Genomic DNA, 14,075 nt, shown 5'->3' with positions numbered 1-14,075 from the left:
TTAATTTTGATTTATTATATAAACAGGGAAATTATCTTGATGACTCTCCAATAATTTTTCCAAAGAATCAATCTTCGGCAAATTCTTGGATAAGGGTTGATAAGAAGTAAATTCACCATTTTTGAACAAAGAAATGTCCTTGGTCTCTGGATCAATGGCAACTAATACAACCCATTCATTGATAAACCATTCGTAGGTTTCTGCTGATTTTTGAATGGTATTCAATATCACTTCTGGATAATGCTCTACCATTAACAACAATCGAATGGGATCATGAACTTCTGTCATTTGTGAGGGTAAACCCGGACGCAAATCGCCATCAATTCCATTCGCTACTCCGAAAAGTCCCATCACATTATGAGGTAATTTACTTCCCGCACCTAATTTCTCTCCATCTACTCTTGAAAAATAATATTCCAAATTAATACCTCCACAAACAGGTGCGGCGGCTTTTAAAATATTGAATAAATAATTTCCTTCCGGATCAACCCGGTAATCAAATGAATTTAAAAAGGATCTTCGGTCTAAAAATAAACCTTTCGACAATTCCCTTCTTCCGACTAAGCACAAAGCATTAGTAGCATGATTTAATTCAGGTCTTGGCTCAAAAATGGAAACAGATCGAATTAAAATTTGGTTGTGAATTTCTTTGGCGCTTAAAGTAGTATCGATCGATTCAAATCTTCTGGAACGTTCTTTGGCATTTAAATCCAATGCTTTTTCAAAGGTTTTCACATGCTCTTGATGAATTTGATGATATGAATCACTTTGTAATTGATCATCATAAAAAACCATTTCATCTCGAGTTGTATCATGCAAAGCACCTACAAATACCGTTTCATCTGGAATGTCAATACCATTTTTTCTCAAAATGGCTCGAACTTCAGGCTTATTGGCCATTTGACTAATTACTCGTCCATTGACTGATCCAGCCCTACCAGAACAAGCTCCGCAATCATAAGCAGCGTAATGTGGATTATTGACCGAACTTGCCCCATGACCTGCCACATAAATAATGTTAGCGAAGTCTTTGACAAGTCCTATACTTCTAAATAAAGATTCCACCCGGACCGCCATTTCCTCGACTTTGAAACCTATTTGAAGTCCATTTTCACTTTCATTCAATGCATCAAAGTCCACTTTCAAAGAAGAAAATTTATCGATATGCTTCAAAGATGAGGCTGTAGCCGGTGTCATACTTGGTCTGAAAATATTACTGACCAATTTAATGGCAGACCAAAATCCCAATGTTTGGGACATTATCCAACCTGTATAAAAGTTGTGATGATGCTTGGAAAAGTTTAAGTCTTTCTCCAATTTTTTGCCTTCTCCTATTTCTTTGATCAAATATTTCGGTGTGACAGGTGCTGGACAAAGTTTGGTATAAAACTTGCCACCTAAGGGTTGGTAAAAGAATTCAACACTAAAGAATCCAGGAGTTCCGAATGTCTCGCATCGGTTATCTAAACTTTCCAAATACCTTCTAAAGGAGCAAATTCGATCATCAATACAGAAAAGCGCTTGGAAACTTTTGGAAATAATTTCCTTCTCTTGCACTTTTTCTTGTTGAATACCTGCTAGTACTTGGTCATAGTAGGTCCATTCAAAAGCTTCTTGCCATACGGAACAAGCATCTAAGTATTCTGATTTTTCAATAGATGCATGCAAGGGTACAATGGTATCCTGTAGATTTTCGGAAATTGGTTTCCATGCCCCATTCCCTAATTTGTATTCTAAGGCATCTATTTCCAAGATTAATTCCAAATGAATTAATTCTTCTAAACTTATTTTTCTGCGATCCAATAAAGATTGTGGTAAATCTTCCACCGTAGAAACCATTCCAGACCATCCTTGGTGGGCAAATTGTTGATCGAACAAGTAATGTTCAAAATAGCTGAAATCAGTTCCTACCAAAAGCTTTAATAGATCTTCTACCTGCAGCTCACGGTTCAGTAATAATTCCTTTGCTTTTTTGGTTTTAAATAAACTGACAAAACTGTTGCTTTCAACTTCTCTAATGGAACTTAGAAAACCATCTACATGCGTCGGGAAATTCCAAATGGATATTCCTTGGTCCAAATAACTGGATATCAAACGAAATAAATTAGGATGTACCAATGCATCCAAATCAATTTTATATTGTTTTTTCCATTGACCTCTTAAGGTGCCAATTCGAGGTGATACATTGGGTTTTAAATCCCCTTTTAATAGTTGATCTCTCGAAATAGTTCCTTTTTGTTCAATAATTCTATCCAATTGCTGGATGGAAATTCTTCCCTGAGCATACAATTCTCTAAAGGTTTCAAGTGGGAAATAAACTTGATAACCCAATTGTGTATTGGCTTTTTCCAATGCCTCGTGAAATGGTAAATTCTGAAAGGCATGTAATGTGTTATGATGCACAAAGTCCATTAAAGGAGCCTGTGCAGGTAAAAAGTGCTTCAAATCATGAATCACTTGGTGTTCATTGAATCCTGAATGCATAAAATGATTTATGGTAAATTATTCCCAATTGGGCGAATTGAATAAAGGATAAGTCGTAATTGATTACGTTTGGGAATTCCTAAAGCCTAAAATTCTGGAATAAAATAAAGATGGGAAGAACCAGCGCAGAATTGATATTCTGTTGTAAGGATACTCCTAATTTAGATTGGAGTTCAAGATTGCGGGTGAAAAATTTGGAATCATTGGGGAAATCGAAGAGGATTTGATCTGTTTCCGAATCATCTTCATTTTCAGATGAATCGGTTTCTTCCTCAAAAAGAAAGTTAAAAAAATTGATTTCTTTCGATTCCGTTTTTTTGAAATGTAACTGTTTAGTGGTGTAATTTTCTGAGTTAATACCATGAAAGGAATTTCCGTTCGATAGAGCCTCTATCGAAAACAAGAAAATCGAAATAAATAAAATCAGGATTTTATTTAGCTTCATGGTGGTGAAATTTGTTTCAAATGTACTTTTTTTTATATAAGAATGAATAAATAGCTTTCTATTTTAGCAAAATCAAATTTAATAAAAATTAAATTTTAGATTTTGTACTATTTTTTAAGCTATTTATTACATTCTTTTTTTTGAGTTTGACTATTTGGTTTTTAATGAACTCAAATATTCAACAACATCTCTAATTTCTCTTTTAGATAATAAACTACCCATTGGTGGCATGCCAGATGGGCTATTTTCTCTGGATTTAATTCTGGATAAAGCTATTTTCAACGGTTCCGCCTCATTGGTTTTTACTTGAATCTCATGTTCGTTTTCCAGTAATAAGGTACCATTTACCTCTTGGCCATCTGTTAATACCAAAGAAACATTTCCATAACCAGGGGCAATTCTCGCGCTTGGTTCAATTAAGGCTTGTAATAATTGTTCTCTGGTTAATTTTCCACCAATGCCTTTTAAACTTGGTCCAACAATTCCTCCTTCACCACCTACATTGTGACATCTTACACATTGAGCGGTTGGATTTCTGAAAAAGATGAAATATCCTGCTTGTAAATTACCTCCAAATAAAGCTTCTTTGAACTCATCGGTTAAGGTTCCTTTGGTTTTTAAGGCATCCAATTTTGCTACTAAATCTTTGGAATTATTTGCTTCAACTGCTTCAATTAAATCCAACTTCACTCCTTCTGGTAACTTAGATTGAATCATTTTTTGAACCAAATCGTTCAAAATGTCTGAAGTATTTTCAGCAGGCATTTTTCCCATAGTCTGCAATAGCTGTTGTTGCTCTTGTAAACTACCTTTTTCCATGATGGAATTGGTAATTAATGGTAATTCAGTTTTGCTTAATTTTACCTTATCTAAGTAACTCAAGGATAAAGCTCTTACTGCTTTATCCGAATCATCCATCCCTTTTTGAACCAATAAAGCTAAATTCGGATCTTTTAATGCACTAAGTGAGTTCAATTGGGCCACTCTCACTTTGACATTCGAATGATTTAAAAACAATTGCGTTTGCTCACTTTTGAAATCTTGAATCTGTAATTCTGCCAATAATTTAGCCGTTGCTATTAGCACTTCCGCATTGCTGCTTTTTAAAAATTGTGGAATTTTCGAATGAATTTTAGCTACCACATCTTTTGGATTTCTTTCTAATTTTCCTCTATAGCGTCCATCCACACGATCTAAAACGGATGGATCAGCCCAAGAACCCAAAGTGGCAATGGCCTCAGCACGAATAACATCACTGATTTCGGGACGTTCCGCAAATTGAATTAGTAAATCGATTTCTTTTTGAGTACCTACTCGTAAACAAGCATTAATGGCTCTTCTCAATAGGGCTTCAGATTTAAATTGACTATTCGACAAAGTGTTTGCCAAGGCTGGTAAGGCTTCCATGATGGATTCATCATCATTAATGGCTCTAGCTGCCTCTGTTACAATGTATTCATCTGAATCATTTAGAAAGGCAACAATCTTTGGACTAGCTAATCTTCTTAAAACCAATACCGCCGCTGTTCTTAATGCTTTGTTAGTTGATTTACTTAAAGCTAAAACAGCATCTTCTTTACCAATTCTAGCCAATGCCAATACCGAAGCATGGCGTAGATAAATATCTTGATCATTATTGACTTCAAGCAATTTTATCAAAGCAGGAATAGCCTTTTCAACCTTATTCCTACCCAAGGCTTGTGCCGCAAAAAAGGCTAACCTCGGTTGTTGAGCATTCAATAAGGTAATTAATTGGTTTTCGCCACCTGTGATGAATTGATCTCCGATGATTTTGGCAGCTTGACTCTTAATTTCATCATCACTATCTGTTAATAAACCATTCAAAGTTGTTGAAACTGATTCTCGGCTCAATTTTGTTAATTGACCTAATCCCCAAATTCCATGAATTCTAGCCAATTGATTTTCTTTTTGCTCAATGGCTTTTTGGAATATTGCCAAAGAACTAGATCCGCGGGCAGCTAATTCCATTTGAGCTTTTTGGCGTACTCTTAAATCTGAATAGAATAAAAGATCATATAATTGATTGGCCTGCATTTTCTCATAATCTGACAGAATCAAGCTTTTTGTTTTAGCTCTTTCTTCATTTAAATCATTTGTTTTGTCAGTTACATCAATTTTCCATACTCGACCAAAATTTTTCGTATCCCATCCAAATACCCAATCCGCTGCATACAATGCTCCCTCAGGACCAAATCGAATGCCCGTAGGTAAAATACCACTCAAAACATCCACTTCCGAGTTGAAATCAAAACTGGCACCTTTTGGTTTAAGATCAAATGACCAAATATGAGAACGGCTAGCGTCGCCAACGAATTCCACTAAAAAGAATTTATTCAACCAATTTTTGCCTAATGCTGTTCCTGGATTGAACAACATTCCGGTTGGTCCATTGTGGAAATTTTTGATCGGTGGAATGATATAAGCCGCTTGACCTTCCCATCTTGGAACAAATAATTTTTCATCCATCCATACTTTGTAAGCATTGTTTTTAGGGTCAGTGTATTTTCCATATTGCCAATTGGATCTCCAACCTGCATCAGAACCTTCCACGACATGCACCAATCTTTCGCTTTCACCCGGATGATCTCCATCATTATCGGAACTAATTAAGTTGCCGAATTGATCAAAAACAAATTCATGTGTATTTCTCAAGCCAGAAGCGTAAACTTCAAAATCGCTACCATCTGGATTGGAACGAACAATCACTCCTGAATTCGGGAATTTATATTGTTTACCATCTTTGGCAGTGATATTGGCACCAATATCACCAATTTGCCAATAAATTTTACCATCCGGTCCTTCTACTACACCCGACATTCCATGACCTCCAAATCCAATATGAACACCGTAGCCATGAGAAATAGATTCAGGATTCTCTAAAATTCCTTTTTTATGAGTGTTTTTTAATCTCCATAAATCGGGGCCGACAGAAATAAAAGCATCTTTTTTACGAATTAAAAGGCCACCAGTTACATCGGTTATTTCATCATTGAATCCATTGAATATACGAGTTGAACGATCCGCCAAACCATCTCCATCTTTATCTTCAACTTTCCAAATTTCTTCTTTCTCAACTGTAAGATCTTTCCAATCATGTGAACCGTCTTCATTCAAATCTTTCAACCAATCGTTTTGAGCACTTTTTTCAGGGGCAAAAGTTTCACGCAAAAAGGCTCTTTTATCTTCCACACTTTGGAGTCCAATGGAAGCGGTCATCCAATCTCGATGTCCACGAATATCAAATTCTGAATTTTTTTGTCTATTGGTACGAGCTAAATAAATGGCACCTTGGTCATCAATGTCCATGGCAACTGGGTCTGGTGCCAATGAATCGGATGCCCAACGAGTAATGACCAGTCCATCGGTGATTTTGATAGAAGTCTTTTCCCTCGCCGCTTTAGCTTTTTCTTGAATATTTTCTGGATCTTCTAATATGACCCTATAAGTTTCCTTCTCCAATTGGTTCATGCAAGAAAAAGATACTACTTGCGCTAGGAAAACACCTAAAATGATTCTTTTTTTCATAGTCGATAAATGTTATTCTTCGTCCATCATACTGCGTCTTTGTTTCGCAGCTTGCTTGGTTGTATTAAAACGATAATTAAAAGTTAAATTCACTTGAGTTAAACGTCCTTGAGATTCAGTTCGCGTATAAAAACCTACTCCATTGGCTTCCATTCGCATGATTCTAGAACTAAACACATCTAAAATATTTAAAGTTAAGGTACCTTTTCCTTTCATGATATCTTGCCCAGCTGAAATGTCCATCCAAGCTATATGTCCTCTGGATCCTTGTGGTGTCTGTTGAGGTGCTTCATAATTGGCTCTTATTTGTACATCCACTGTTCCACCCACTTTTATCCTTGAGGCATGTCTGGCAAACCAAGAATAAGTATCGCTTTGGTAGGTAGCAAAAATATTACTTGCGTCTGTAATTGCTCGAAATGCATTGATGCTTAAATCTGCCCGATAAATTTTGGAAAAATTAAATGACCCGGCAACCTCTAAACCATAGGATTGTTGATCAGCAAGGTTTTGAGGTAAAGTTCTAGAGAATCCTAGGGAATCAACGGATCTGAATCGTTCAATTTTACCCATCGTTTGACGATAATACAAAGATGAACTGATGCTTCCTTTGTCAAAGTAATACAAATGCCCTAAATCAAAAGAATTGGTAAATTCAGGATTCAAATTTGGATTTCCAGAAAAGAAATTTCGTTGATCAGATAAGGTAACGAATGGACTTAAATCATTATAAGTAGGTCTTCGCACTCGTCTAGAATAAGAAATTTGGAAGGAATTATCAGGCGAAGCTGAATAGGTTAAATGGGCACTAGGAAATAAATTGGAATAATTTCTGGGATTTTTCACTTTGGTATCGACTAATTCTGTTTGAATGTCTGTTACCTCTGCTCTAATTCCGAATTGATAGGAGAACTTTTTCATTTTATTTCCAAAAATTGCATAGGCCGCTGATATGTTTTCTTTGTAAACAAAAATGTTTTTCAAATTGGGCATTACCGTAAATTGACCATTCGCTTGCTTTTCTGTTACGATATAATCATTGATCATATCTCTAAAACTAGTCCTGAGCCCAGTTTCAATTTTGGCATCTTTACCAATCGGATTAATATAATCAGCTTGAAGTATCCATTGATGCTCAAATTCATCGTTCAAGGCTTTTTGAATTCTTGAATTTTCAGGAAAAGCAGAGCCATCTCCCTTTTTACTGACCTGCGTAAAGGTTTGATCTGAACGCTCCCAATAATCTAAATATCTCAAATCAGCTGTAAATTCTTTGCCTTTTTTGGCATAACTTTTTTTGAAAGTTAAGGCATATTCAGCATTGGGCTCTGCTTCTTTTTCATCTTGTTGGCGATCGGTATTGCTGTACAAGGAACTTAAACTTTTTCGATAATCTAAATAATTGAAATCCGAAATCCGTTGAACATCCGTTCTTCTGAAAATATACGAACCCGTTAATACCGTTTTCTCATTAAAGAAATAATCGGCACCTCCTCGAATATTATTCACCATCCCGGTTACATTATTTTTGGATGTTTGTTGAAGATAATTTGTCGTATTCCCATTGTACACTTCTTGGTAAAGATTTCCTCTACCAGGAGTTCTACGATAAAATAAGCCATAGTTTAAAAAGAAATTCAGATTGTTTTTTCGGTAATTAACTATAGCAGTCGCTCCTAAATTTTCAGGATATCCTGTAGTAGTTTCTATGGCTCCATTAAATCCTTGACTCTGATTTTTCTTTAAAACAATATTGATAATCCCCGCCATACCTTCTGCTTCATAGCGTGCAGATGGGTTTGTGATGATTTCTACTTTATCGATTAAATTACCTTGAAGCGATTGTAATCCCGATCCTCCACTAATTCCAACCAATGTGGATGGTTTACCATCAATCAATATCCGAACATTATCGCTTCCTCTCAATTTAATAGCTCCTTCTCCATCTACTTGAACAGAAGGTAAATTGCCTAAAATCTCAGTCGCAGTAGCACCTTTATTGGCTAAATCTGTTCCTACATTAAAAATTCTTTTGTCCAAAGCCAATTCCATGCTTGCTTTTTGCCCCTTAACCGTGACTTCTTCCAATGTTTTGGCACTGGCTTTTGCCTCTAATGTACCTAGATTGGTTGTGGATGATTCTTTGCTTAAAATGATATTTTTGATGGAAATCGACTCAAAACCAATACTTTCAACCATTACATTGTAATTTCCAAAATTGACATCGATGGAAAATTTTCCTTTTTCATCGGCAATACCGCCGGTGATTAATTTGGTGCCGTTTAATATACGGATACTTGAAAAAGGTATTGCTTGCTTGGAAGAGGCTTCGATAATTTCCCCCTTGATTTTTCCTTTTCCATTGTTTTGGGAAACCAGTTCAAATGAAATTATACTGAATACTAAAAAGACAATCGTACTACGAAGTAATATTTGTTTCATAAATAAGTTTAGATAACCTCTAAGGTATAAAGACAAATTCATATTATTTATACCGAATTCTCATTTTTGCCGAATTTTGCGACGAAATTCAATATTTTGAATTAAACGTTCCTCATTCCTCTTTTCTCAATTCTCTTTTCTTTCTTTGCTTTAATCTAGTTAAATTTGATTTCATTTTAATCCCAAGCTTTTGGAATCAAAACCCACTTCCAATTTTCAATTTGGTGCCATCTTTAATGAGGCTGCCATTGGTATTGTAGTAACTAATTCTCAAAGCATCATCATTTTATCCAATCGTTTTGCAGATAATTTATTTGGATATGAGGATCAAGAATTAATTGGTCAAAATATTTCCGTATTAATTCCCAATCATTTGAAAGAAAGACATGCGCATCATCAATCGCATTATGTAAAATCACCACAGGCTAGACCCATGGGTGTAGGTTTGGATTTGAAGGCCAAAAGGAAGAATGAAACTTTATTTCCAGTTGAAATAAGTTTAAGTCATTTTAAAGAAAATGATCAACTTTACCACATTGCCTTTGTGAGTGATGTAACCTTGAAGCGTAAGGTTGAAATGGAATTGATTTTGAAGAATCAAGAAATTAATCAATTAAACGAGTCTTTAGAGGAAGAAGTGATTGCAAGAACACAAGCTTTGCAAAATACCTTGGCCAAATTAGAGGCCAATACCAAAGAATTGGAAATTTCCCTTCAAAAGGAAAAAGAATTGGGTGATTTGAAAACTCGGTTTGTTTCCATGGCTTCTCATGAATTTAGAACACCATTGACTTCCATACTTAGCTCCGCTTCGCTAATTGAAAAATATAAAACTACTGAAGAACAAGCCAAAAGAGATGTTCATATTCAACGAATTAAGGCATCTGTAAGTCATTTAACGGAAATATTAGAAGAATTTTTAGCTGTTGGAAAATTGGAATCAGGAACCATCGATTTACACTCTTCTTTGATCGATTTGAATAAATTTGTGACCGATTTATTGGTGGATTTGACACCTTATGAAAAACAGCATCAGAAAATTCAAGCCAATATACAAGAAGAAATTGTTTGGAATACAGATTCATCTATTTTGAGAAAAATATTGATTAATGGTCTTTCCAATGCACTCAAATTTTCTGAAAAAAATGTTTTGATTCATGTACTTTCCGAGGAAAAGAATTTAGTCATCCAAATTCAAGATCAGGGAATAGGAATTAGTCAGGAAGATCAAAAACATTTGTTTGAACGTTTTTTTAGAGGAAGTAATGCCACTGTGATCCCTGGAACTGGATTGGGTCTTCATCTGATTGATCGCTACATAAAATTATTGGGAGGTAGTTTAGAAATAATAAGTGAGTTACATCAAGGAACGGAATTAATCATTCGAATTCCTGAATTATATAATCATGGGTAAAAAAATATTAATTATCGAAGATAGCGTTGATATTAGAGAAAATACAGCGGAATTATTGGACCTTTCTGGATACGAGGTCGAGGTCGCAGCGGATGGCATTGAAGGTGTAAGAAAAGCGAAAAGTATCTTGCCTGATTTGGTGATTTGTGATATAATGATGCCTCATTTAGATGGATTTGGTGTTTTGCAAGTATTTTCTACTCAACCACAATTATCCCTAATTCCATTCATTTTTCTTACTGCCAAAACGGATCGTAGCGATATGCGAAAAGGAATGGAAATGGGTGCTGATGATTATCTAACCAAGCCTTTTCAAGAAGTAGAACTTTTGCGTGCGATTGAATCTCGCCTGAAAAAGAAAAATCATTCAAATCTAGAATTTCATTTGGCAGAGGCTAATTCGGATTTTGAATTAGCTCAAGATGCACTTCAATTTTTGGATTTTGAACATTTTGATGGGGATAAGAAATCCCACGTTTTTCATAAAAAAAATACGATTTTTTCGGAGGGAGACTCTCCTATTCGGGTATTTTACCTCCAACAAGGTAAAGTAAAAACCTTTCATACGAATCAGGAAGGTAAGTATTTTATTACTTCCTTTATTCACGAAGGAGAATTTTTTGGTTTTGTAGATATTTTGGAGAATCAACAATATCGAGAAAGTGCTGAAGCTTTGGAGGATTGCAAAGTTCTCAGCTTTTCAGCCAATGATTTTAACCAACTTTTAAAATCGAATATCCATTTAGAAATTCATTTTAGGAAAGCATTAACCTCTTATTTGATAAAAAATGAACAAATATTATTCTCCATGGCCTACCAATCCCTTCGAAAACGGGTTGCTTTAGCTCTTTATGATTTAGCAAAAACATATGGAGAAGATTCTCATAAAACTATCGTTATTCGTTTATCTCGTGAGGATTTGGCCTCCCGTGTAGGTACCGCTACGGAGTCGGTTATCCGTACATTGAGTGATTTTAAAAAAGAAGGATTATTGGAAATCAAAGGTGGAGAAATGACCATTTTGAATGTAAATGGTTTGAGGGATTTGAAATATTGAAGAAGAGAGAAAACTAGAAAAGAGAAAACTAGAAAAGAGAAAACTAGAAAAGAGAAAAGAGAAAAGAGAAAAGAGAAAAACCTATTACCTATTACCTATTACCTATTACCTTTCTTCTCCTTCCTAAAACGGATGACAAATAATCGGAGCTAACGTTGAATGGCTCAGGTAATTCGATTGACTAGCCATTAATCCAAAAGTTGCCCTGAAAAGGAGAATTGTTGCAACTAAAATCCCCATGTATTTTACGTATTGATATCCTTTTTGATGTATATTCCCTAACCAGTTTAATCCCCAAAAACTAGCTTGAAGTGCTGGTATAGTCGCAAATCCAAAAGCAAGCATACTTATGAATCCTAAAAATCCAGTTGGTTGTAGTAATGCGATACTTAACCCACCTAATACCAATCCACATGGCAGAAGGCCATTGCTCATCCCCAATAAAAAATAGCCATAAATTCCCAATCGGCTACCTAATTTTTGTATAGGTTTACCTAGCTGAGTATAGATAAAAGTAAAAGTCGAATCCCTGATTTTCCCGAAAGTTATGAATAGTAAAATAATTCCAGAAAATAGATAAAAATAATACCAAGTGCTAGGGAATACCCATATGGAACCCAAGCTGGAAACGATATATCCCAATAGACCATACATGAAAATTCGACCACTTTGATATAAAAGCGTTCTCGATCTGGTCATTGGATTGTTAAATGAATTCACTTTTACGTGCATCATCAAGGGCCCACACATGGCCACACAATGCCAGCTTCCAGCTAATCCAATCAGAAATGTATAATACCAAGTATGCATGTTAGGGAATGATCCATCTAGATTCAGACATATATTTTTCACCTTTGTTTTCCCAAGAAATACTTGTTTTCCAAGGACCTTTGGTCAAAAAGCGAGTGTCCATTATCCAAACTGAATCTTTTAGCTGATTAATTTGAAAATGTTTATCCTCTTTTTGGTTTGCAGGTTTATAGAAATCCACTTTAAGTTGACTTGTTCCTACAGGAAAATGAATTTTAGCCAAACGAAAGGAGCTGTCAAAATCTATGTTCGCTTTATCAATTAATAGGCGCGTCTTTTTCTGGATATCGATTTTCTCTTGGTATTTTTGGCCATCTTCGTAATAATGGTCTCCTACAAGGTCGATTTCTTGCTTGGACATATTGACATAAAAATATGCCATAAAGAGTCCAAACATGATAAATGTAACAATGATACCATGACCCCATGAAAAGCCATTATGTTTATTCTTCATCCGGTTGTATAAAACTAGTTTTTAATGTTTCTTTTTCTCCTTGTGCATTCGTAATGACCAAATTGATTTTTTCATGGTTTTTCCAAAGTCCAGATTTGACCGAAATGAAAAATTCTGATTTACTCATTTTCCCCTTTTCTAAATTAGAAATAGGTTTACCAACCCATATAATTTGAAATGGTTGTTGTACTTCAATTTTAAATCTTTGAGAATCCAATGATTTATTTAAAACTTCTAATTGATATAAATTACTGACTTCATGCTTTTTCTCATCGATTTGGAATGTCATTCCAGGTGTTCTTAACAAAGTGCTTTCCCATGATTTTCGGCTCCATAGTAAATAGCCAAATACACCTAATAGTAAGACCAGTAAACCTGAATATGCCATGATTCTTTTACTGAATTGTAATTTGGTACCTGAATTTATACCATTTAACGAATCGTATCGAATTAGATTTTTGGGCTTTTTCACTTTTTCCATGACCTCATCACAAGCATCGATGCAGGCCGTGCATCCAATACACTCCAATTGATTACTTCCATTTCGGATGTCAATGCCCGTCGGACAAACTCTTACACACCAATGGCAGTCGATGCAATCTCCTTTGTCTGTCGTTTCTATTTTATTGATTTTCCCTCGAGGTTCTCCCCTTTTATGGTCATATTGGACCAAAATAGAATTATTATCCAATAATACTCCTTGTAATCTTCCGTATGGACATACCACTAGACAAACCATTTCTCTAAATCGAGCAAAAACAAAATAAAAAACAGCTGTAAAAATCCAAATAGCAATAAAACCAGTCAAATGTTCTGTAGCAGGTTCACTGATTAATTTTAACCATTCTTTTTTACCGACGATATACATCAAAAACGTATTGGAAATTGCAAATGAAATAATCAGAAATATCAAATGCTTAGATCCTTTTTTGATGATTTTTTCTTGATTCCAAGGACTTGCATCTAATCTGCGTTGTGCCTTGTCATCTCCTTCGATGAAATATTCTATTTTTCGGAAAAACATTTCCATGAAGATGGTTTGTGGGCAAGCCCAACCACACCAAATTCGGCCAAAAATGACAGTGAATAAACTGATAAATATTAAAAATGTTACCAATCCTATGGCGACCAAATGAAAATCTTGTGGGAAAAAGGGTACTCCCCAAAATATAAATTTTCGTTCAATGATATTAAATAGAAAAACAGGTTCTCCTTTCCTTTCTATCCAAGGTAATCCAAATAAAACGATTAATAAAAAATAAGCAAACGCACTTCGGAGCTGGTAAAGTTTTCCTATGATCCTTCCTGGGTATATCCAAAGTCGTTTCCCGTCCTTTGATTGATTATACAGATGATTCCGATAATCATCATTTTCTAAATTGATGTTCGACATAATCAAGAAGGTCCGTTGCCGGACCTTCAT

Annotated in this window: 9 protein-coding genes; 2 read left to right on the top strand and 7 right to left on the bottom strand. The window is 35.2% G+C overall.

All coding sequences use genetic code 11. The annotated features are described in order from the left end of the window. The 4 genes from V7S76_RS06900 to V7S76_RS06885 all read right to left on the bottom strand — a co-directional run bounded on the left by V7S76_RS06900 (nt 1) and on the right by V7S76_RS06885 (nt 8,917). The gene (locus V7S76_RS06900; protein WP_459509327.1) at nt 1-2,484 is read right to left on the bottom strand and encodes a YbcC family protein; all 2,484 of its coding nucleotides are present in this window, start codon (nt 2,482-2,484) and stop codon (nt 1-3) included. A gap of 79 nt (nt 2,485-2,563) precedes the next feature. Then, on the bottom strand, nt 2,564-2,929 hold the full coding sequence (locus V7S76_RS06895) for a hypothetical protein (RefSeq protein WP_459509326.1): 366 nt from the start codon (nt 2,927-2,929) through the stop codon (nt 2,564-2,566). A 150-nt stretch (nt 2,930-3,079) separates the two neighbouring features. Then, nucleotides 3,080-6,475 carry a HEAT repeat domain-containing protein gene (locus V7S76_RS06890; RefSeq protein WP_459509325.1) on the bottom strand — a complete coding sequence of 1,132 codons (3,396 nt, stop codon included), beginning with the start codon at nt 6,473-6,475 and terminating at the stop codon, nt 3,080-3,082. A 12-nt stretch (nt 6,476-6,487) separates the two neighbouring features. Beyond that, a complete protein-coding gene (locus V7S76_RS06885; RefSeq protein WP_459509324.1) occupies nt 6,488-8,917 on the bottom strand; it encodes a TonB-dependent receptor in 2,430 nt (809 codons plus the stop codon). 190 nt (nt 8,918-9,107) lie between these two features. Between V7S76_RS06885 and V7S76_RS06880 the strand changes: the two genes are divergently transcribed. Continuing rightward, nucleotides 9,108-10,331 (top strand): PAS domain-containing sensor histidine kinase, encoded by a 1,224-nt coding sequence (locus V7S76_RS06880; RefSeq protein ID WP_459509323.1) that lies wholly within the window; start codon nt 9,108-9,110, stop codon nt 10,329-10,331. Then, the gene (locus tag V7S76_RS06875; RefSeq protein WP_459509322.1) at nt 10,324-11,388 is read left to right on the top strand and encodes a response regulator; all 1,065 of its coding nucleotides are present in this window, start codon (nt 10,324-10,326) and stop codon (nt 11,386-11,388) included. The genes V7S76_RS06880 and V7S76_RS06875 overlap by 8 nt, the downstream gene beginning before the upstream one ends. Nucleotides 11,389-11,511: 123 nt before the next feature. Here V7S76_RS06875 and V7S76_RS06870 read toward each other — a convergent pair whose 3' ends face one another. From V7S76_RS06870 to ccoG, 3 genes are read right to left on the bottom strand one after another with little or no spacing between them, the layout of a single operon-like run. Next, the gene (locus V7S76_RS06870) at nt 11,512-12,240 is read right to left on the bottom strand and encodes a sulfite exporter TauE/SafE family protein (RefSeq protein WP_459509321.1); all 729 of its coding nucleotides are present in this window, start codon (nt 12,238-12,240) and stop codon (nt 11,512-11,514) included. Next, nucleotides 12,200-12,652: a FixH family protein gene (locus tag V7S76_RS06865; protein ID WP_459509320.1), complete on the bottom strand. Its 453-nt coding sequence runs from the start codon at nt 12,650-12,652 to the stop codon at nt 12,200-12,202. The genes V7S76_RS06870 and V7S76_RS06865 overlap by 41 nt, the downstream gene beginning before the upstream one ends. Further along, nucleotides 12,642-14,045, bottom strand: a complete 1,404-nt coding sequence (ccoG, locus tag V7S76_RS06860; RefSeq protein ID WP_459509319.1) for a cytochrome c oxidase accessory protein CcoG — start codon at nt 14,043-14,045, stop codon at nt 12,642-12,644. The genes V7S76_RS06865 and ccoG overlap by 11 nt, the downstream gene beginning before the upstream one ends. Nucleotides 14,046-14,075: the final 30 nt, after the last annotated feature.

This window comes from Aquirufa sp. ROCK2-A2 (assembly GCF_054558485.1).
This window is presented reverse-complemented; position numbering and strand designations above follow the sequence as displayed.

Bases quoted from the DNA above. Each gene is read 5' to 3' on its own strand.
- V7S76_RS06900 (WP_459509327.1), bottom strand. From the start codon at position 2,484: ATGCATTCAGGATTCAATGAACACCAAGTGATTCATGATTTGAAGCAC.
- V7S76_RS06895 (WP_459509326.1), bottom strand. From the start codon at position 2,929: ATGAAGCTAAATAAAATCCTGATTTTATTTATTTCGATTTTCTTGTTT.
- V7S76_RS06890 (WP_459509325.1), bottom strand. From the start codon at position 6,475: ATGAAAAAAAGAATCATTTTAGGTGTTTTCCTAGCGCAAGTAGTATCT.
- V7S76_RS06885 (WP_459509324.1), bottom strand. From the start codon at position 8,917: ATGAAACAAATATTACTTCGTAGTACGATTGTCTTTTTAGTATTCAGT.
- V7S76_RS06875 (WP_459509322.1), top strand. From the start codon at position 10,324: ATGGGTAAAAAAATATTAATTATCGAAGATAGCGTTGATATTAGAGAA.
- V7S76_RS06865 (WP_459509320.1), bottom strand. From the start codon at position 12,652: ATGAAGAATAAACATAATGGCTTTTCATGGGGTCATGGTATCATTGTT.
- ccoG (WP_459509319.1), bottom strand. From the start codon at position 14,045: ATGTCGAACATCAATTTAGAAAATGATGATTATCGGAATCATCTGTAT.